17 protein-coding genes are annotated in these 20,384 nt (G+C 64.7%); 1 reads left to right on the forward strand and 16 read right to left on the reverse strand.

Annotated features, from left to right (window positions below; translation table 11 throughout):
- Positions 1 to 52: 52 nt before the first annotated feature.
- From AC2T4A_RS09180 to AC2T4A_RS09200, 5 genes are all read right to left on the reverse strand, one after another.
- Positions 53 to 667: a response regulator gene (locus AC2T4A_RS09180; protein WP_416750073.1), complete on the reverse strand. Its 615-nt coding sequence runs from the start codon at positions 665 to 667 to the stop codon at positions 53 to 55.
- Positions 668 to 857: 190 nt separating this feature from the next.
- Entirely contained in the window at positions 858 to 2,036 is a 1,179-nt protein-coding gene (locus tag AC2T4A_RS09185; RefSeq protein ID WP_478379315.1) for an acetyl-CoA C-acetyltransferase, read from the reverse strand.
- Positions 2,037 to 2,134: 98 nt separating this feature from the next.
- Positions 2,135 to 3,013: an oxygenase MpaB family protein gene (locus AC2T4A_RS09190; RefSeq protein WP_416750069.1), complete on the reverse strand. Its 879-nt coding sequence runs from the start codon at positions 3,011 to 3,013 to the stop codon at positions 2,135 to 2,137.
- An 82-nt stretch (positions 3,014 to 3,095) separates the two neighbouring features.
- The gene (acs, locus tag AC2T4A_RS09195; protein ID WP_486743143.1) at positions 3,096 to 5,033 is read right to left on the reverse strand and encodes an acetate--CoA ligase; all 1,938 of its coding nucleotides are present in this window, start codon (positions 5,031 to 5,033) and stop codon (positions 3,096 to 3,098) included.
- 62 nt (positions 5,034 to 5,095) lie between these two features.
- Entirely contained in the window at positions 5,096 to 6,193 is a 1,098-nt protein-coding gene (locus AC2T4A_RS09200; RefSeq protein ID WP_486743144.1) for a DJ-1/PfpI family protein, read from the reverse strand.
- Positions 6,194 to 6,293: 100 nt separating this feature from the next.
- On the opposite strand from AC2T4A_RS09200, the gene AC2T4A_RS09205 reads away from it, so the two are divergent.
- Complete coding sequence (locus AC2T4A_RS09205) at positions 6,294 to 7,268, forward strand: GlxA family transcriptional regulator (protein WP_486743145.1); 975 nt, start codon at positions 6,294 to 6,296, stop codon at positions 7,266 to 7,268.
- A gap of 42 nt (positions 7,269 to 7,310) precedes the next feature.
- Here the strand turns inward: AC2T4A_RS09205 and pgi are convergent, their stop codons facing one another.
- The 11 genes from pgi to dksA all read right to left on the reverse strand — a co-directional run bounded on the left by pgi (position 7,311) and on the right by dksA (position 20,244).
- Positions 7,311 to 8,975, reverse strand: a complete 1,665-nt coding sequence (pgi, locus tag AC2T4A_RS09210) for a glucose-6-phosphate isomerase (RefSeq protein WP_486743146.1) — start codon at positions 8,973 to 8,975, stop codon at positions 7,311 to 7,313.
- Positions 8,976 to 9,062: 87 nt separating this feature from the next.
- Entirely contained in the window at positions 9,063 to 9,443 is a 381-nt protein-coding gene (gene panD, locus AC2T4A_RS09215; RefSeq protein ID WP_045216800.1) for an aspartate 1-decarboxylase, read from the reverse strand.
- Between the two features lie 123 nt (positions 9,444 to 9,566).
- Entirely contained in the window at positions 9,567 to 10,418 is an 852-nt protein-coding gene (gene panC / locus AC2T4A_RS09220; RefSeq protein ID WP_416750058.1) for a pantoate--beta-alanine ligase, read from the reverse strand.
- Positions 10,418 to 11,215, reverse strand: a complete 798-nt coding sequence (gene panB / locus AC2T4A_RS09225) for a 3-methyl-2-oxobutanoate hydroxymethyltransferase (RefSeq protein ID WP_416750056.1) — start codon at positions 11,213 to 11,215, stop codon at positions 10,418 to 10,420. The genes panC and panB overlap by 1 nt, the downstream gene beginning before the upstream one ends.
- Positions 11,216 to 11,356: 141 nt before the next feature.
- Positions 11,357 to 11,842 carry a 2-amino-4-hydroxy-6-hydroxymethyldihydropteridine diphosphokinase gene (gene folK, locus AC2T4A_RS09230; protein ID WP_416750054.1) on the reverse strand — a complete coding sequence of 162 codons (486 nt, stop codon included), beginning with the start codon at positions 11,840 to 11,842 and terminating at the stop codon, positions 11,357 to 11,359.
- The gene (locus tag AC2T4A_RS09235; RefSeq protein ID WP_416750052.1) at positions 11,839 to 13,248 is read right to left on the reverse strand and encodes a polynucleotide adenylyltransferase PcnB; all 1,410 of its coding nucleotides are present in this window, start codon (positions 13,246 to 13,248) and stop codon (positions 11,839 to 11,841) included. The genes folK and AC2T4A_RS09235 overlap by 4 nt, the downstream gene beginning before the upstream one ends.
- A 761-nt stretch (positions 13,249 to 14,009) precedes the next feature.
- On the reverse strand, positions 14,010 to 15,446 hold the full coding sequence (locus tag AC2T4A_RS09240) for a sigma-54-dependent transcriptional regulator (RefSeq protein ID WP_416750050.1): 1,437 nt from the start codon (positions 15,444 to 15,446) through the stop codon (positions 14,010 to 14,012).
- A gap of 26 nt (positions 15,447 to 15,472) precedes the next feature.
- Positions 15,473 to 18,424 (reverse strand): sensor histidine kinase, encoded by a 2,952-nt coding sequence (locus AC2T4A_RS09245; RefSeq protein ID WP_416750048.1) that lies wholly within the window; start codon positions 18,422 to 18,424, stop codon positions 15,473 to 15,475.
- A complete protein-coding gene (locus AC2T4A_RS09250; RefSeq protein ID WP_015478907.1) occupies positions 18,408 to 18,584 on the reverse strand; it encodes a hypothetical protein in 177 nt (58 codons plus the stop codon). The genes AC2T4A_RS09245 and AC2T4A_RS09250 overlap by 17 nt, the downstream gene beginning before the upstream one ends.
- A 245-nt stretch (positions 18,585 to 18,829) precedes the next feature.
- Complete coding sequence (gene gluQRS, locus AC2T4A_RS09255) at positions 18,830 to 19,717, reverse strand: tRNA glutamyl-Q(34) synthetase GluQRS (protein ID WP_486743147.1); 888 nt, start codon at positions 19,715 to 19,717, stop codon at positions 18,830 to 18,832.
- Positions 19,718 to 19,800: 83 nt separating this feature from the next.
- Positions 19,801 to 20,244 carry an RNA polymerase-binding protein DksA gene (gene dksA, locus AC2T4A_RS09260; RefSeq protein WP_015478905.1) on the reverse strand — a complete coding sequence of 148 codons (444 nt, stop codon included), beginning with the start codon at positions 20,242 to 20,244 and terminating at the stop codon, positions 19,801 to 19,803.
- Positions 20,245 to 20,384 lie beyond the last annotated feature (140 nt).

Consider the following 20,384-nt stretch of genomic DNA (forward strand, 5'->3'; position numbering starts at 1 on the left):
AAATTTCTTCGATTCGAAAGTCGCCTTCGGACGCGGTTTTCAGTGATTTCTGTCAGTCGTTCAGGCGATGAGTGCGGGCGAATTCCACGAGGTCAACGAGGCTTTCCAGGTTCAGCTTCTCGAGAATCCGCGTCTTGTAGGTGCTGACGGTCTTCTGGCTGAGGAAGAGTTCCTCGGCGATGTCCTTGTTGCTCATGCCTCTCACCAGGCTACGCAATACCACCAGTTCACGAGGCGTCAGGCTGGCCACCGGGTCGGTGCTCTTGTCGATGCTCAGAGCCTTTTCCGGGAAGCAGCGATAGCCGGAGACCAGCATGCGTGCCGCGTTGAGAATGGCGCTGGTATCCTTGTTCTTGCTGACAAAGCCGTGCGCACCCGCCGCTTCGACCTTGCTCGAGTAGAGACGTTCATCCTGCGAACTCAGGACCAGCAGGCGGATGTTCTCGTCGAAGATATGGATGCGCGCCAGCAGGTCCAGGCCGTCCATGCCGGGCAGGTTGAGATCCAGTATCACCAGATCCGGGCGTTCCTTGCGAACAGCGTCCAGGCCGCCATGGCCATCGGCTGCTTCCCGTGTGACGTCGAACTGCGGGTCCTGCTCGAGCAACGAGCGGATCGCCAAACGCATCGCGGGGTGATCCTCGATCAACACGACACGCTTCTTCATAGGTATTTTCCTTGAGTCTGAATAACTGCGCGCATTGATCTTGAAGATAGACCAGTTGTTCAAGCCCCTTCGGAATATTCCTAGGACTAGGAGCCAAACCTTGCAGGGGTTCAACTAAGCGCCCGTCAAGGCTCCCAGCGTGCGCAGAGACTTGCTGCACAGGGCGTTCTGTGCAGCAAGCGCGCAGTCATCAGCGCTGCAGAGCGAGCGCCACGCCTTGTCCACCCCCGATGCAGAGCGTTGCAAGGCCTTTGCGAGCGTCGCGACGGATCATCTCGTGCAGCAAGGTAACCAGTACGCGGCAGCCCGATGCGCCGATGGGGTGACCCAGGGCGATGGCGCCACCGTTCACGTTCACCTTCGAAGCATCCCAACCCAGTTCCTTGCCCACCGACAGTGCCTGGGCGGCGAACGCCTCGTTGGCTTCGATCAGATCCAGCTCGGCGAGCTGCCAGCCGGCCTTCTCGAGGCAACGGCGGGTGGCCGAGACGGGGCCGATGCCCATGATGGCCGGGTCCACGCCGGCATTGGCGTAGGCGGCGATACGTGCCAGCACCGGCAGGCCCAGTTCGGCGGCCTTGGCGGCACTCATCAGCAGCACGGCGGCGGCGCCGTCATTGAGTGTGGAGGCGTTGCCGGCAGTGACGCTGCCGTCCTTCCTGAACGCCGGCTTGAGCTTGCCGAGGGATTGGGCAGTGGTGCCGGCACGTGGCTGCTCATCGGTATCGAAGCGCAGTGGCTCGCCCTTGCGCTGGGGAATCTCGATGGCGGTGATCTCGGCCTTGAAGCGGCCAGCCGCGATGGCTTCGGCTGCCTTGCGCTGGGATTCGGCCGCGAAGGCGTCCTGCTCTTCGCGGCTGATGCCGTACTTCTCCACCAGATTCTCGGCGGTGATACCCATGTGGTAGTCGTTGAAGGCGTCCCACAGGCCATCCTGGATCATGCTGTCGATCAGCTTGGCGTGGCCCATGCGCAGCCCGGTGCGGGCGCCGGGCATGACGTAGGGGGCGAGGCTCATGCTTTCCTGGCCGCCAGCGATGATGATGTCGGCATCGCCGCAGCGGATGGCCTGGGTAGCCAGGTGCAGCGCCTTGAGGCCGGAGCCGCAGACCTTGTTCACCGTCATGGCGGGCACGCTGTTGGGCAGGCCGGCGGCGATGGATGCCTGGCGTGCCGGGTTCTGGCCGGCGCCGGCGGTCAGGGTCTGGCCGAGAATGACCTCGTCGACCCGGGCCGGGTCCAGGCTGGTCTGTTGCAGCAGGCTGCGAATCACCGCAGCGCCCAGTTCATGGGCCGGCAGCGCGGAAAGGGAGCCCTGGAAGCTGCCGATGGCGGTACGGGTGGCAGCGACGATGACGACTTCTTGCATGACACGAATCCTCTGTCGGAAGCGGCGAGGCCGCAGCGAAGGGGCATGGTTGCATGCCCGCCGCCCGCTCACCACCCTCCGAACCGAGTGGTCACGTTTCAGCGCAGAGGGGGTAAGCCCATGCGCCGGCGTGCGCGATGCAGCGAGCCATTACGTACCGCCCAGCGCAGCAGGGGGACGCTGCGCTTCACGCTGGAACGGATCAACTGGCGCTGCAGGCTGCCCAGGTTCAGGCCGAGCTGGTCGGTGGCCCAGTCGGGCAGCAGGTCAATGCCGGCGCGCATCATCAGGATGCCGAAGGGTTTGGCGAGGAAGCTGGGGGCGGGGGCGTTGAACAGCACGCTGACGACTTCACGGGTACGCTCGTCGTAGCGCAGTTGCGGGCGCATGCGTTGCAGGTAGTCGGCGACTTCGGCCCGCGAGCGCGGCACATTGCGCGCTCCGAGACGCTCGGCGACGAGGGCGATTTCGTCGTAGTAACGGTCCTGTTCCTCACCGGAAAGCTCCGGGTTCAGGTAGCGCAGGTGCGAGGTCAGGAAGCAGCTGACTTCGGCGACGTGCACCCAGGTCAGCAGGTCCGGGTCGCTGGCAGCGTAGGTGGTGCCGTCGGGAAGGGTGCCGTGGACACTGTCGTGGATGCGTCGCACCCGCTCGATGAGCCTCTCTGCGTCGCCGCGCGAGCCGTAGGTGGTGGCGGAAATGAATTGCCCGGTGCGGCGCAGGCGGCCGAGCATGTCGGCGCGAAAGTTGGAGTGGTCCCAGACGCCACCCAAGGCGGCCGGATGCAGCATTTGCAGAAGCAGGGCGCTGATGCCGCCGATGAGCATCGAGCTGAAGTCACCGTGGACTTTCCAGCAGATCGAGTCCGGCCCGAACAGGCCTGGGTCGCCCTTGGGCGATTCGAAGTCGACCCCGCCCAGGGCGAGGCCGGTCAGGCTGAGTACCTGGCTTTCAATGTGGCGGCGAACGGTTTCCATTGCGGCGGACAGGCCTCGGGGCAAGGACGACAGGTCTGTTCTCTAAACCTAGCATCTTTGCGCCCGCGGCCTGTAGCGCACATCAACGGTTGAGGCGATTGTCGATCAGCCCCTGGACCACGCTGGGGTCTGCCAGGGTCGAGGTATCGCCCAGGTTTTCCAGTTCATTGCAGGCGATCTTGCGCAGGATGCGCCGCATGATCTTGCCCGAGCGGGTCTTGGGCAGGCCCGGCGCCCATTGCAGCATTTCCGGCTTGGCGAAGCTGCCGATCTCCTTGCTGACCAGGGCCAGCAGTTCCTGCTTCAGCGCGTCGCTGGGGTCGATGCCATTCATGGTGGTGACGAAGGCGTAGATGCCCTGGCCCTTGAGGTCGTGCGGATAGCCGACCACCGCCGCTTCGGCGACGGAGTCGTGCAGCACCAGCGCGCTCTCCACCTCGGCCGTGCCGATGCGGTGGCCGGAGACGTTGATCACATCGTCCACGCGGCCGGTGATCCAGTAGTAGCCGTCTTCATCACGGCGCGCGCCGTCGCCGGTGAAGTAGTAACCGGGGTAGGGCTTGAAGTAGGTGTCGATCATCCGCTGGTGGTCGCCGTAGACGCTGCGGATCTGGCTCGGCCAGCTGGCTTTCACGGCGAGTACGCCGGAGCCTGGGCCGTCAATTTCCTTGCCTTGCTCATCCAGCAGCACCGGTTGCACGCCGAAGAAGGGGCGGGTCGCCGAGCCTGGCTTGAGGTCGGTGGCGCCGGGCAGCGGGGTGATCAGGATGCTGCCGGTCTCGGTCTGCCACCAGGTGTCGACGATGGGGCAGCGCTTCTCACCGACCACGTTGTAGTACCACTCCCAGGCTTCCGGGTTGATCGGTTCACCCACCGAGCCGAGCAGGCGCAGGCTGCTGCGATCGGTCTTCTGCACTGGCGCCTCGCCCTCGCGCATCAGGGCGCGGATGGCAGTGGGCGCGGTGTAGAAAATGTTCACCTGATGCTTGTCGATCACCTGCCAGAAGCGCGAGGCGTCGGGGTAGTTCGGCACGCCCTCGAACATCAGGGTGGTGGCGCCGTTGGCCAGCGGGCCGTAGACGATGTAGCTGTGTCCGGTGACCCAGCCCACGTCCGCGGTGCACCAGTAGATGTCGCCGTCGTGGTAGTCGAACACGTACTTGTGGGTCATCGCCGCGCCCAGCAGGTAGCCGCCGGTGGTGTGCAGCACGCCCTTGGGTTTGCCGGTGGAACCGGAGGTGTAGAGGATGAACAGCGGGTCCTCGGCGTCCATCGGCTCCGATGCGCAGTCCTCGCTGGCCTCGCCCAGGGCCTCGTGGTACCAGATGTCGCGGCCTTCGACCCACGGAATTTCGCCCTGGGTGCGCTCGACCACCACCACGGTGGAGACGTTCGGGCACTCGGCCAGGGCCTTTTCCACGTTCTTCTTCAGCGGGATGTACTTGCCGCCGCGCACACCTTCGTCGGCGGTGATCACCGTGCGGCAGTCGGCGTCGTTGATCCGGTCGCGCAGCGCGTCCGGGGAGAAGCCGCCGAACACCACCGAGTGAATCGCACCGATTCGCGCGCAGGCGAGCATCGCATAGGCCGCCTCGGGAATCATCGGCATGTAGATGCAGACCCGGTCACCTTTCTCCACGCCGCGGCTCTTGAGCACATTGGCCAGGCGGCAAACGTGGCTGTGCAGCTTGCGGTAGGTGATGTTGGCGGACTCGGCCGGGTTGTCGCCTTCCCAGATGATCGCGACCTGTTCGCTGCGTTGTTCGAGGTGACGGTCGATGCAGTTGTAGGTGACGTTGAGTTGGCCGCCCTTGAACCAGGTCGCCTGGCCCTTCGCCAGGTCGCCGTGGTGCACCGAGTGCCAGGGCTTGAACCAGTCGAGGAAGGCTTTGGCCTGCTCGCCCCAGAAGGTGTCAGGGTCGTCTACTGACTGCTGGTAGAGGCGCTGGTAGGCGTCTTTGTCGAGGTAGGCACGCTTGCGTACGGCCTCCGGCACGGGGTGAAGGCTGATCTCGTACATGGGGAATCCTTGTTGTTGTTGAGCCGAGATGCCCTCAAGGGTGCATCCAAGGCCAGGCGGGTTCAAGGGTTGTCCATGTTGTTTCGACGCGCCAGGTCGCCGGATCGTTCAGGCGAGGCGTATTCCAGCTGGGCGGCGACCAGATGCCGGGTTGCCTCGCCGTAGCGCTGGGCGAGGGTGTCGAGTGTGTTGTCGAGCGCCTGGGTCGCTGTGGTATCGAGCCCGAGGCCGGGCAGCGGGGGAAGGTCTTCAGCCTGGTCAGGGAGAAACTGCAGGCCGCCGGCGCTCGTGACCGGTTGCGCGGAGCGGCCCTTGACTTCGCTGCGGAAGGTGCGCGCCCACGCGTCCACGCTGAGTACCAGGCTGACTTCATCGAAGCCTGGCTCCAGCGGGACGTCGAAGGCCTCATGCTGCCAGAAGGCGAGGTAGTTGCCAGCAGCGGTGAGGTAGCCTCCGGCGCCCAGGCTGAAGCTACCGCTGTCGTGGCGGGCGGACCAGTCCTTCACGCCGTACTGACGAGCCAGTATGGCGGCCGTTGAGGTGCCGGCGATGGCCTCCACCAGCGCGAGCGACACTGGCAGCGCGGCGGTAACACCGGAGGTGGTGACGACCTTGCCATCGGCCACGTAGCGGCGATTGTCTTGCCAGAGCGCGTCGGGATAGTCCGCCAGGCGTTGCGCGCGCGAGTACCAGTGGCCAGTGGCGCGCCGACCATGCAGCAGACCGACGTTGCCCAGCACCAGTACGCCATCGCAGATGCCGACGATGGTCGCGCCCTGTGCGGCCTGGGACTGGATGAAGGCCAGCAGGACAGGGTCTTCGCTGTCGTGCACGGAAGGCACGATCAGGTAGTCAGCGCCCTGTGGATAACGCTGCGCGAACTCATCCAGCGTGGCCTGCGGCTGCACTCGCAGGGCCGGCATCAGTTGTACCGGTCCGGGGCCGGTGGCCAGGGCGACGACTTCCGCCACGGCGGAACGCCGCAGAACGCCGAGCGGAACGACATAGTCCGCCAGCTCGGTCATGCGGTTCTGGGCGACGACGGCAATGACCGGGCGCTCGCGGCGGAAACGTGGCTGGTAGGCAGGGAGCGTCTGGTCGTCGGCCTGGGTGGCTGGAATGCAGAGCTGCAGGATGAGGAACAGCAGGAAAGTGCGCATGGCTGTCTCCGGTTGGGAATTTCCATTCTGCCGGTGATGCCGCTGTCGCTTCTGACGCCGATGGATGAATATCTGCCAATCGCCTTCAGGGAAAATGCTGATGAGAGCTCCCCACTGTGTTCTGTTGCTGGTCTTCGCTGACTTTCAGCTGCTCGACGCCACCGGGCCGGCCGATGTATTCGCGGCGGTGGACGAGCATCTGCCGGCGGCCGCCAGGCCTGCGTATCGGCTTGAGGCGATTTCGCCTGATGGCGGACTGGTCCGCTCCAGCACTGGACTGGAGCTCTCCACTGGCGCCTTGCCTGGGCCACAGCAGGCGGCCGGATGCACCGTACTGGTCGCGGGAGGCCATGGGGTGCAGACGGCCATGCAGAAAGGCGAAATCGCACGCTGGCTGGCGCAGGTCGCGCCCTACGCCGCGCGCTGTGCTTCGGTGTGCACCGGCGCCTTCCTGCTGGCGCAGGCCGGGCTGCTGGAGGGGCGCCCGGTCGTTACCCACTGGCGTTACGCCGAACTGTTACAGCGGTTGTTTCCTCGCTTGCAGGTAATGCACGACGCTCTGTTTGTACGTGACGAGAAGTTCTACAGCTCCGCCGGCGTTACCGCCGGGATGGACCTGTGCCTGAGCCTGCTGGAGGAAGACCACGGCCGGGACCTGTCGCTGCGGGTTGCCCGTGGGCTGGTGATGTACCTGCGTCGCCCTGGCGGGCAGCGTCAGTTCAGCACTGAGTTGCTGGCGCAGCAGACAACGCCGGGCGGGCAGATGGAGCGCCTGGTGGAATGGCTGCGGGAACGGCTGGAGGAGACGCTGGACGTCGAGGTGATGGCCGCGCGGATGGCCATGTCATCGCGCACATTGCATCGGCATTGCCAGTCGGAAATGGGCATGACGCCTGCGAAACTGCTGCTGGAGTTGCGTCTGGAGAGGGCCTGCCAGCTGCTGGAGGTGGGAGAGGCGTCGCTCAAACGCGTGGCACAGCACGCGGGCTTTGGCAGCGAGTACAACTTGCGGCGCGCTTTCGTGCAGGCGCTGGGCGTAACGCCTGGAGAGTATCGGCAGCGCTTCTGCCGCTAGCGCACGAACGGATGCGCTGGCGCGCATCCGTTCGCTTTATCGTCAGCCGCGGTGACGACCGCGGAAGAAGTCGATCAGGCCCTGGGTGGAGCCATCCTCGGCGGCGCTTTCCTCGCTGCCGACCAGGCGGCCATAGACGGCCTTGCCCAGCTCCTTGCCCAGTTCTACACCCCACTGGTCGAAGGCATTGATGCCCCAGAGAATGCTCTGCACGTAGACCTTGTGCTCGTACATGGCGATCAGCGCGCCCAGGCGACGGGCGCTGATGCGCTCCAGCACCAGGGTATTGCTCGGGCGGTTGCCCGGAATCACCTTGTGCGGCGCCAGGCGCTGCACTTCGGCTTCGTCCACGCCCTTGGCACGCAGCTCGGCCTCGGCCTCGGCGCGGCTCTTGCCGACCATCAGCGCCTGGCTTTGCGACAGGCAGTTGGCGTACAGCCATTGGTGGTGGTCGGCCACCGGGTTGTAGCTGGAGACCGGGACGATGAAGTCCGCCGGGATCAGGTGGGTGCCCTGGTGCAGCAACTGGTGGTAAGCATGCTGGCCGTTGCAGCCTACGCCGCCCCAGATGACCGGGCCCGTGCCAGCGGATACCGGGGTGCCGTCCTGGCGCACGCTCTTGCCGTTGGACTCCATGTCCAGTTGCTGCAGGTGGTCGGTGATGTTCCGCAGGTAGTAGTCGTACGGCAGGATCGCGTGGCTGCGAGAGCCCCAGAAGTCGCCGTACCAGACTCCGAGCAGGCCCAGCAGCACCGGGATGTTCTTCTCGAACGGCGAGCTCAGGAAGTGCTGGTCCATGCTGTACGCGCCGGACAGCAGCTCCTTGAAGTTGTTGATACCTACCGACATGGCGATCGGAAGACCGATGGCCGACCACAGCGAGTAGCGGCCGCCGACCCAGTCCCACATGGGGAAGACGTTTTCCGGGCGAATGCCGAAGGCGGAAGCGGCTTCCTTGTTGCTGGAAACGGCGATGAAGTGACGGTACAGCTCCGCCTCGGTGCCGCCCTGGGCCAGATACCAGGCGCGCGCGGCCTGGGCGTTCTTCAGGGTTTCCAAGGTGCCGAAGGATTTCGACGAGACGATGAACAGCGTGGTCTCGGCGTTGAGCTTGGCGGTCATTTCGCGGAATTCGCTGCCGTCGATGTTCGCCAGGTAGTGGCAACGCACGCCTTTCTGGGCGAAGGGCAGCAGCGCCTCGGAGACCAACTGCGGGCCGAGGAAAGAGCCACCGATGCCGATGTTCACCACATCGGTGATCGGCTTTTCGGTGTAACCGCGCCACAGGCCGTTGTGCACGGCGGCGACCAGCTCGGTCATCTGGTGCAGAACACGGTGCACCTCGGGCATCACATCGACGCCATCGACCATCACCTTGTCGCCGATGGGGCGGCGCAGTGCGGTGTGCAGCACCGGGCGGCGCTCGGAGGCGTTGATCACGTCGCCACGGAACATCGACTGGATGGCTTCGCCCAGCTTCGCCTCTTGCGCAAGCTTCACCAGCAGGTCGAGGGTGTCCTGGCGGATCAGGTTCTTCGAGAAGTCGAGGAACAGGCCGCAGGCGCTGAGGGAGAAACGCTTGAAGCGCTCTGGGTCCTCGGCGAACGCCTCGCGCATGGTGAAGTTCTGCAGATCCTGGCGGTGGGCGGCCAATGCCTGCCAACTAGCCAGTCGGGTGGCATCCAGCGGGTTGAGGTGGTGTTCCATGACGTACCTTCGGGTAAGACGTGCGTGTTTGAACTTGTGGCTCTTGACCTTGAGAAAAGCCCGGTTGTTCCGGGCTTTCACGTCGGTTCAGGCGAGCTGAACCGGGATGGCATTGCTGGTATGGCTGAGTTCGTTGCCCGGCGCCATGTACAGCATGCGCGGCTTGTAGCCTTCCAGTTCGGCGTCGCTGAACTGAGCGTACGCGCAGATGATCACCCGGTCACCCACCTTGGCCTTGTGGGCGGCGGCGCCGTTGACGGAAATCATCCGCGAACCCTCCTCGCCACGGATGGCGTAGGTGGTGAAGCGTTCGCCGTTGTCGACGTTGTAGATCTGGATCTGTTCGTACTCGCGGATGCCCGCGAGGTCGAGCCATTCGCCATCGATGGCGCAGGAGCCTTCATAGTCGAGCACGGCGTGGGTGACTTCGGCGCGGTGCAGTTTGGCTTTGAGCATGATGCTCTGCATGACGTGGCTCCTGTTTTTCTTCTGGTCGCGGAGGGCGGGCCGAGTATGCCCGAGCACCCGAGGTCGCTCAAGGCGGCGACTGGCGCGGCTTCGAGGCGAAAATTCGGGTGTCGGACGGGGAATTCAGTCGATGTGGAAGGCGAGGTTGTCGATCAGCCGGGTGGTGCCGAGGAAGGCGGCGACCAGGATCACCAACTGATGGTCTTGCGCCGTGGCCGGGCGCAGGCCGGCGGATTCGCGAGCCTCGAGGTAATCGATGCGCAGGCCGGCCGCTTCGATCTGCCGGCTGCCCTCGGCCAATAGTGCAGGGAAGTCGCGTTCGCCCTGGCGGATGCGCTCGGCCAACTGCTTCAGCGTGCGCTGCAGCACCGGCGCAATGGCGCGCTGCTCGTCTGTGAGATAACCGTTGCGCGACGACAGCGCCAGGCCATCCTCCGCACGCACGGTGGGCTCGCCGAAGATCTGGATCGGCAGGTTCAGGTCGCGCACCAGCTTGCGGATCACCGCAAGCTGCTGGAAGTCCTTCTCGCCGAACAGCGCCATGTCGGGCTGGACCATGTTGAACAGCTTGCAGACCACTGTGGCAACGCCATCGAAGTGCCCCGGACGGCTGCCGCCACACAGGCCCTCGGAGACGCCGGTAACGTGCAGCCTGGTCTGGCCCTCCATGCCGTCGGGGTACATCTCCTCGACGGTGGGGGCGAACAGCAGGTGGCAGCCGGCGTTGAGCAGCTTCTCCTGGTCCGCCGCCAGGGTGCGGGGGTACTTGTCGAGGTCTTCGCTGGGGCCGAATTGCAGCGGGTTGACGAAGATGCTCGCCACCACGAAGTCGGCGCGCTGGCTGGCCTTGGTCACCAGCGCGGCGTGGCCGGCGTGCAGGTTGCCCATGGTCGGTACCAGCGCGACGCGCTTGCCTTCGCTACGCGCGCGCGCCACGGCGGCGCGCAGCTCGCGGACTGTCTTGACTGTATTCATCAGGCGAAACCGTGCTCCGGGCCGGGGAAGGTGCCGTCCTTGACTGCCTTCACATAGGCGGCGAAGGCAGACTGGATGTCGGGCTGGCCTTCGAGGAAGTTCTTCACGAACTTCGGCGAACGGCCGGACAGCGACAGGCCGAGCATGTCGTGCATCACCAGCACCTGGCCGTCGGTGCCGCTACCTGCGCCAATGCCGATGACCGGAATCTTCACCGCTTCGGTGATTTCCTTCGCCAGGGCAGACGGTACGCATTCCAGCAGCAGCACGGCAGCGCCGGCCTGCTCCAGGGCAATGGCGTCGGCGCGCAGTTGCCGTGCCTGGTTTTCCTGGCGGCCCTGAACCTTGAAGCCGCCGAACAGGTTGACGGCCTGCGGGGTGAGGCCCAGGTGCGCGCACACCGGGATGCCCATCTGGGCCAGGCGGATGATCGGCTCGGCGAGCCAGGCGCCGCCTTCGAGCTTGACCATGTGGGCGCCGGCCTGCATGACCTTCACCGAGTCGCGCAGCAACTGGTCCAGCGAGGTGCCGGACTCGAACGGCAGATCGGTGACGATAAACGCGCCCTTGTTACCGCGTTTGACCGCGGCTGTGTGGTAGGCCATGTCTTCGACGGTCACCGGCAGCGTGCTGTCGTGACCTTGCAGCACCATACCCAGGGAGTCACCGATCAGCAGCATTTCGGCACCGGCAAGACTGGCGGTGTGGGCGAAAGTGGCATCGTAAGCGGTCAGCATCGCGATCTTTTCGCCGCTTTGCTTGAGACCTTGCAGGGTGGTCAGGGTGACATCAGGCATGAAAGTGTCCTCGGTTCTGCGCCGGGCAGGGGCAAACGGGGCCCTATAGTCCGGATCGAAAAAGGCTAAGTCAATTGCAGGTGTTACCGGACTGTTACGGCGTTACTGCCAGTGCGCCCCACGCCTGGGGCGCAGCATGCCTCAGGACAGGCGTTCGAGGCCGCTGAACGGACAGGCGGCGAGCAGCTCGGGCAGGCTGCGTCCGTCAGGGAAGCGCAGTTGCGGGGCGAGGTCCGCCAGGGGGTAAAGCACGAACGCGCGAGCGTGCATGTGGTAGTGCGGCACGCACAGGCGCGGCTCGTCGATCAGGCGATCGCCGAACAGCAGGATGTCGAGGTCCAGGGTACGTGGCCCCCAGCGCTCGTCCTTGCGTACGCGCCCTTGTTCCAGCTCGATGGTCTGCAGGGCATCCAGCAGGGCGAGCGGCTCCAGGTCGGTATCCAGCGCCGCTACGGCGTTGACGTAACGCGGCTGATCCGGCGGGCCCAGCGGGTCGCTGGCGTAGAGCGGGGAAACCACCGCCACCTTGGTGGCGGGGATCTGCGACAGCGCCTTCAGCGCCGCTTCCAGCTGCTGGCGCGGCTCGGCGAGGTTGCTGCCGAGCCCGATGTACACGCGTTCGCTCATTCGCTGCTGGCGCCTTCGGTGCGCGGGCCGCGACGACGACGGTTGCTGCCGCCACGGCGGCGTTTGCGTGGTGCGGCGGCGCCGCCTTCTTCCTGCTGGCTGGCCAGGTTGCGGATCATGCCGCGGCGTTCCCCGTCGCTGGCTTCCTGATAGTCGGTCCACCAGTCGCCGAGGCCACCGGTTTCCTCGCCGGCGCTCTCGCGCAGCAGCAGGAAGTCGTAGCCGGCGCGGAAGCGCGGGTTTTCCAGCAACAGATCGGCCTTCTTGCCCTGGCGGCGCGGCAGGCGCTCCTGCATGTCCCAGATCTCGCGGATCGGAATGGTGAAACGCTTGGGCACCGCCGTACGGCGGCACTGCTCGAGGATCAGCTCGTGAGCGGCTTCCTGCATCGCCGGGATTGGCGGCATGCCGCGGTCCTGCAGCTTCAGTACGCGGGCGGGTAGCGCCGGCCAGAGCAGCGCGGCGAACAGGAAGGCCGGGGTAACCGGCTTGCCCAGCCGAATGCGCTCGTCGGTGTTGGCCAGGGCCTGGCGCATCAGCTTGCCGGCGTACTCCGGGTCTTCCTTCAGCGCCTTGGCGCTCGCCGGGAACAGCGGGGCGAACAGGTCGTACTCGTTGAGCAGTTCGAAGGTGCGCTCGGCCTTGCCGCTGAGGAGCAGCTTGAGCACTTCGTCGAACAGGCGCGCGGAGGGAATCTCGTTGAGCAGCGGCGCCAGGCGGCGGATCGGCGCGGCGCTGTGTTTCTCGATCTCGAAGTCCAGCTTGGCCGCGAAGCGCACAGCCCGCAGCATGCGCACCGGGTCTTCGAGGTAGCGCTGCTCCGGGTCGCCGATCAGGCGGATCAGGCGATTGCGGATATCGCGTACGCCGTGGGCGTAGTCGAGGATGCGTTCACCGGTGACATCGAAATACAGGGCGTTGATGGTGAAGTCGCGGCGCTGAGCGTCGTCTTCCAGGGTGCCATAGACGTTGTCACGCAGGATGCGACCGGCTTCGTTGCGGGAAGCATGGGCGTTATCGGTGTCGTCGTCTTCGGTGACCGGATGGTTGGCGCGGAAAGTGGCGACCTCGATGATCTCGCGGCCGAAGTGGACGTGGACCAGTTTGAAACGGCGACCGATCACCCGCGCGTTGCGGAATTCTGCACGCACCTGCTCGGGGGTGGCGCTGGTGGCCACGTCGAAGTCCTTGGGGGGAATGCCCAGCAGCGGGTCACGTACGCCGCCGCCGACGATGTACGCCTGGTAGCCGGCCTTGGTCAGGCGCTCCACGACGTTCACCGCGTTCCTGCTGAACTGTTCCCGCCGCAGCGAGTGCTGATGATTGCCAACGACTTCCGGAGTAGTGCGGACAGCGCGCGGACGGCGCAGTGGGGATCGGATGGACTGGATCAGCTTTTTCAGCATGTGTGCACTATCGGGAATAGGTGTATGGATGGCATACGCAGGTCTCGGCAAGCCGCCTGATTACGGCGTTTCCTGGAGGATAGCGGGTGTCTGCCGCTGCCTTGAAACAAATGGCAGCAAATCGAATGCCGTCTGCGCCGCGGCGATTCTAGCATCGTGGGGTGGGATGATGAAGAAAACTGAAGAAAGGGACTTGCGGGGAGAGAGCGGGAGGGTGTAGCGAAAGCTACTGGGGGAGCCGAGGCTCCCCCCCAAATAGGTGCGTGCTTTGTTTTTATTATGTTTACCGGGCTTGTTGTTTTTGTTTGTAGACCCGTCCCTCGAAGCTACCTGCTTCGGGGAACCTTCCACACATGGAAGGTTTCAATAGCAAACGGATTGCTTTGGTCGCTGAGTGAGCAATGATCTTTCGATCCAACCAGTTTTGCGTGCTGTCTCAAGACAGTTTTATTCTTCTTGACTGGTTGCGGGACTGGTCCCGACGGCTACCCTTCTCCAAAAGAATCAGTTAGCTGCGCCTCCGCGATCTTGTTTTTGTTGTGCTGGAGTCGTTTCGTCTTGTTTTTATTGTGAGTGGTCGTGCTTGTTATTGTTGTTGTGCCAATAACAAAGCAGATGCCGTGCCAACTTTTGCGAATCCTTATTTTTCAAGGGTTTGCGAGGATCTGTCGTTGATCGATAGGCACAAAAAAGCCGGGTTTCCGTTACCGATGAACCCGGCTTTTGTTACGGAGCATGTCTCCGGTAACAGTGGGGCGCTCCTAGGAGTCAGCCGACGCCCCGGATTTGCGGCGCGGAATCCCCAGGCGCTGACGACGTTCCCACAGGCATTTCCGGCTGATACCCAGCTTGCGGGCCAACTCGGTCTCGGTCATGTGGTCCTGATGCTCGAGGACGAAGTGCTGGAAGTAGTCCTCCAGCGACAGATCCTCCGTGGGCTCGTGGTTGCTGGCGCTGCCGTTGGTCGGGCGCAGGTCGCCGTCATCGCCGAAGTCGTCTTCCAGGTCATCCAGTTCGATGTCGATGCCCAGCAGGTCGGCGGGGATTTCCTGGCCTTCGCTGAGGATGACCGCGCGCTCGATGGCGTTCTCCAGTTCACGCACGTTACCCGGCCACGGGTAGTGGCGGATGGCTTGTTCGGCTTCGTGGGAGAAGGTCAGCGCCGGGCGCCCCATCTGGGAGCACTGGCGCGCCAGGAAGGAGCGGGCGATTTCCATGACGTCTGGACCGCGCTCGCGCAGGGGCGGGAGCTTCAGCGAGATGACGTGCAGGCGGTAGTAGAGGTCTTCGCGGAACTGGCCGGTCTTGGCCAGCATCTTCAGGTCGCGGTGGGTAGCGGCGATCAGGCGTACGTCGACCTTCTGCGACTGTACCGAGCCAACCCGGCGGATTTCGCCTTCCTGCAGTACGCGCAGCAGGCGCGCCTGGGCTTCGAGCGGCAGTTCGCCGATCTCGTCGAGGAACAGGGTGCCACCGTCGGCCGCCTCCACCAGGCCCGCACGGCCGGCGCTGGCACCAGTGAACGCGCCTTTCTCGTGGCCGAACAGTTCGGACTCGATCAGGGTTTCCGGGATCGCGGCGCAGTTCACCGAGATCAGCGGCGCCTTGGTGCGCTTGGACAGGTTGTGCAGCGCGCGGGCGACCAGTTCCTTGCCGGTACCGGATTCACCCTGGATCAGCACATTGGAGTCGGTGGGCGCGACCTTGCGGATCTTGGTGTAGAGCTCCTGCATCGGCGCACAGGAACCGATGATGCCGATGTCGCCGTCCACGGGGGCGGTGTTACCGCTGCTACGTTCGGCGCCCTTGGCGTTACCGCGGGCTTCGGCGGGAGCGTTACGGTTCTCCTGGCGATCCTTGAGGATGCGCGCCACGGCCTGGAGCATTTCGTCGTGGTCGAATGGCTTGGCGATGTAGTCCACCGCGCCCATCTTCATCGAATCCACCGCCGAGCGCAGGCTGGCGTAGCTGGTCATGATCAGCACGGGGGTGCCCTGGGCCAGCTTGATCAGTTCGGTGCCGGGCGCGCCGGGTAGGCGCAGATCACTGACGATCATGTCGAACGACGGGATGCTGTAGCGCTCCTGCGCTTCCTGCACCGAGCCAGCTTCGCTGACCTGGTACTGGTTGCGCTCGAGCAATCGTCGCAGGGCGGAACGGATGATGGTTTCGTCTTCGACGATGAGGATATGTGCCATGTATTCAGCTCTCTCGACGTGCTCGTTTACTGCTCGGCCGTCGGGCCAGGATGCCGCGGCAAGGTGACGCTGATGCGGGTTCCGCATTCGCGTTCCGGGTCTGCCGGGCTGTCTATGGTGATTTGCCCATAATGCTCTTCCACGATCGAATAGACCAGAGCGAGCCCCAGGCCGGTTCCTTTGCCCGGGTCCTTGGTGGTGAAGAAGGGCTCGAACAGGCGGTCGATGATCGACTTGGGTATTCCGCTGCCTTCGTCTTCAACGATCAGGTCGATGGTCTGCTCGGAAGCTTCGGTGCGCACGCGGATCGCGCCATTGGGCGGGGAGGCGTCGCGGGCGTTGGACAGCAGGTTGATCAGTACCTGCGCAAGACGTTGCGAGTCGCCTTCCACCCAGTGCTCCGGATCGCACAGGTTGAAGAACTGCACATCGACGCTGCGCTTGTTCAGCGACAGCAGGCCGATGGCTTCCTGGGCGACGTCCGCGAGGCACACCGGCTCGGCCGCGACCTGCTTGCCGCCGGCATGGGCGAAACTCATCAGTGACTGCACGATGCGCGAGACGCGCTTGGTCTGCTCGAGGATCTGCCCGCTGATCTCGGTCAGCTCGCCATCGCCTTCGCGTTCTTCGCGCAGGTTCTGCGCCAGGCAGGCGATGCCGGTGATGGGGTTGCCGATCTCGTGGGCCACGCCGGCGGCCAGGCGACCGATGGAGGCCAGGCGTTCGGAGTGGATCAGCTTGTCTTCCAGCGACTGGGTTTCGGTGAGGTCTTCGACCAGCAGCACCAGGCCGCTGTTACCGGGCAGGAGGGGTTCCTCGATCGCCGCCTTGTGCAGGTTCAGCCAGCGGGTCTGACCTTCGATGGAGAGGCGCTGCTTGTGCAGGTGCTCGTCGGGGGCGTCGATGAAACCTTCCAGCAGGCCGCGCCACGGGTCGGGCAGGGCGGCCAGGCGCGAGCCGACCACGCGCTGTGCGCTGACGCCGGTGAGCTCCTCGATGGCGCGGTTCCACATGAGGATTTCCTGGTCCTTGGCTAGCGAGCACACGCCCATCGGCAGGTCCTGCAGGGTCTGGCGGTGATAGCGGCGCAGGGTATCGAGTTCGGCGGCAAGGCCGGTTAGGCGGGAGTGGTAGTCCTCCAGGCGGCTCTCGATGAAGTGGATGTCCTCGGTGACGTAGGCTTCGCTGCTGGCCTTGTAGGGCAGGAAGGTTTCCACCATGTCCTGTGCCACGCTGGGGCCCATCAGGCCGGAGAGGTTGGCCTCGATGCGGTCGCGCAGACGGCGCAGGGCGTAGGGGCGGCGTTCGTCGAAGGGCAGGTGCAGGTCGCGCAGGGCCTGTTCCACTTCGCGCTGGGCGGTCTTCGCGCCGAGCGGCTTGGCCAGCTGGCTGGCGAACTCCTGCGGGGACACGGCGATCAGCTCGCGGCGCTGTGGGCGGCGCACGTTGTCGACGGCACAGGCCTCGGCGGCGCCTTTCTCTTCATCGCTGGCTTCGGTGAACAGCGAGACCAGGGTGAACACCAGTACGTTGGCCGCCAGCGAGGCGAGCGCTGCGAGGTGCCAGGTGGTGTCGTCGAGCACATAGAGCGAGTTGAACAGCGGCAGGTAGATACTCTGCATGTTCGCGATCAGCGGGGTGAGCATGGTCGCGCCCCACACCAGCATGCCCGCCACCAGGCCGGCGATGAAGCCCCGGCGGTTGGCGGTCGGCCAGTAGAGCACGGCCAGCGCGCCGGGGAGGAACTGCAGGGTGGCGACGAAGGAGACTATCCCCAGGTTGGACAGGTCCTGCTCGGCGCCCAGCAGCAGGTAGAAGGCGTAGCCGGCCATGATGATCGCGGCGATCAGCGCGCGGCGGGTCCATTTCAGCCAGCGGTAGATGTTGCCTTCGGCCGGTGGCTGGTAGAGCGGCAACACCAGGTGGTTGAGCACCATGCCCGAGAGCGCCAGGGTCATCACGATGATCAGACCGCTGGCGGCGGAGATGCCGCCAACGAAGGCGGTCAGCGCCAGGGCCGGGCTGTCCACCGAGATGCCCAGGCCGAGGGTGAAGTATTCCGGGTTGGTCGAGGCGCCCAGGTGCAGGCCGGCCCAGAGGATCGGCGGCACCGCCAGGCTCATGGGCAGCAGGAACAGCGGCAGGCCCCAACTGGCGCTGAGCAGCGCGCGCGGGTTGAGGTTCTCGGTGAAGGTCATGTGGAACATGTGCGGCATGACGATGGCCGAGGCGAAGAACACCAGCAGCAGCGTGCGCCATGGCCCTTCGGCCAGCGGCGTGTGCAGGGTGCTCAGGGCTTCCTGGTTCTGCAGCAGCCAGACTTCCAGGCCGTCCGGTCCGCCGAATACGCCATAGAGGGCGAACAGGCCGATGGAACAGAGCGCCACCAGCTTCACCAGCGATTCGAAGGCGATCGCCATCACCAACCCTTCATGACGCTCGCGGGTGGCGATGTGCCGTGCGCCGAAGAGGATGGCGAACAGCGTGATCAGCGCGCAGAAGGCCAGCGCCGCGCGGTTGGGCTCGGATTCGCGGGTGAGGATGCTGATCGAGTCGGTCACCGCCTGGATCTGCAACGCCAGCATCGGCAGCACGCCGATCAGCATGAACAGCGTGGTCAGTGCGCCGGCCCAGGTGCTGCGGAAGCGGAAGGCGAACAGGTCGGCCAGCGACGATAGCTGATAGGCCCGCGTGATCCGCAGGATCGGATAGAGCAGCACCGGCGCGAGCAGGAAGGCGCCGGAGACGCCCAGGTAGATCGCCAGGAAGCCGTAGCCGTACTGGTAGGCCAGCCCAACCGTGCCATAGAAGGCCCAGGCGCTGGCGTAGACGCCCAGCGACAGGGTGTAGATCAGCGGATGGCGCACCAGCCGGCGCGGAATGAAGCCGCGCTCGGTGATCCAGGCGACACCGAAAAGGACCATCAGGTAAGAGGCGCTGATCAGGATCAGCTGGGTGAGGCTAAAGCTCGTCAGCATCGCGCTGGCTCTGCAGGATGAAGGTGACGACGATCAGGATCAGCCACAGCAGATACGGGCGGTACCAGGCGCCGTGGGGATCGATCCACCAGTCCATGATGGCCGGTGAGAACAGGTAGATGCCCACGACCAGGAGCAACACCAGTCGGTAAATGTACATGTCGTCTCTCTCTTGGTTCGGCGGGCAGGCTACCTGTGCGCACCGTCGCCGGCAAGCTGGCGCCCCTTGCCGAAGGGCAGACAGACCTTATAGGAGCGAGCTTGCTCGCGAACAACTTAGAAGCGGGCGTCAGGTTCGCGAGCAAGGGCTAGGCGCCCCTCTCGGTCCTACGAAAAGCAGTTTGCAGAATCCAGCGTGGCGCGGTGTGCGCTGTCATCAATTTGCGCTGCTGTCGATGCACCAGTCTAGAGCTGCGCGTCTTCCAGCGTCAGGCTGTGGGGGATGGCATTGGCATCCCAGTGCGCGATACCCCAGTCGAGCACCTCGCGCGGCGTGCCTTGCGCCAGTTCGGCGGGCGGGTTCTGGCCCAGTGCTTTTAGCGCGCGCACCAGCAGCGGGGCGGCCAGGTCGGCCTCCAGCGGCGGCGAGCGGTAGGATTTGCCGAGTTTGTGGCCATCGGGCTGGATGATCAGCGGCACATGCAGGTAACGCGGGGCGGCGATGCCGAGCAATTCCTGCAGATAGAGCTGGCGTGGAGTGTTATCCAGCAGGTCGGCGCCGCGAACGATATCGGTAACACCCTGCCAGGCATCGTCCAGCACCACCGCCAGTTGATAGGCGAACAGCCCGTCGCGCCGGCGAATGACGAAGTCGCCCACTTCGCGGCCCAGGTGCTGGTGGAATTCGCCTTGCAGGCGATCGGTGAAGCGGTAGTCCAGCTCCGGTACGCGGATGCGGATGGCGACGTCGCCGTGCCAGTCATGCTGGGCGTCGCGGCAGGTGCCGGGGTAGATGCCGTTGCTGCCTTCGAGCTGCTTGCGCGAGCAGGTGCAGGCATAGGCCAGGCCGCTGCGCAGCCATTGTTCGACCTGGACGGCGTAGGCGTCGTGGCGGTCGCTCTGGCGCTCCACCGCGCCGTCCCATTCGAAGCCGTAGCGTTCGAGGGTCTCCAGAATGGCTGCCTGGGCGCCGGGCATTTCGCGCGGCGGGTCGAGGTCCTCCATGCGTACCAGCCATTTTCCGCCCACCGCGCGAGCATCCAGGTAGGAGGCCACAGCGGCCACCAGAGAACCGAAGTGCAGATAGCCACTGGGTGTGGGGGCGAAACGTCCGACGTAGCGGGAGGCGAGCATGGCGTCTCTTCGGCTTTCTATCTGATGGCAGGGCGCAGAAACGAAACGGGGCGCCGCAGCGCCCCGTTCGGGATCAACCAGGCTCAGGAGCCCAGCTGCTTTTCCTTGATTTCCGCCAGGGTCTTGCAGTCGATGCACAGGGTGGCGGTGGGGCGGGCTTCCAGACGACGGATGCCGATTTCGACGCCGCAGGAGTCGCACCAGCCGTAATCGTTGTCTTCGATCAGCTGCAGGGTCTCGTCGATCTTCTTGATCAGCTTGCGCTCGCGGTCGCGGGCGCGCAGTTCGAGGCTGAACTCTTCTTCCTGGCTGGCACGGTCTGCCGGGTCCGGGAAGTTAGCCGCTTCGTCCTGCATGTGGTGCACGGTGCGGTCCACTTCTTCCATCAGCTCAACTTTCCATTTGTTGAGGATGGAGGTGAAGTGCGCGCGCATGCGATCACTCATGTACTCCTCGCCCTTCGTTTCCTGGTAGGGCTCGAAGCCACGAATCAGTTGGCTGCTCTGTTGCTTTGCTTTGGTGGGCATGGATGACCGCCTCTCACTCTCGCTAATCCTCTCGCGGATGGTCCCTCTCCGGCACCGCCGGCCCCGCGCTCGCAGCGGGCGAACTTACCAGAACGATAACCGCGATGCTACTCCCGGTTATCGAGCCTGCCAGTACCCGC

The organism is Pseudomonas sp. PVC-3-1, from assembly GCF_057444315.1.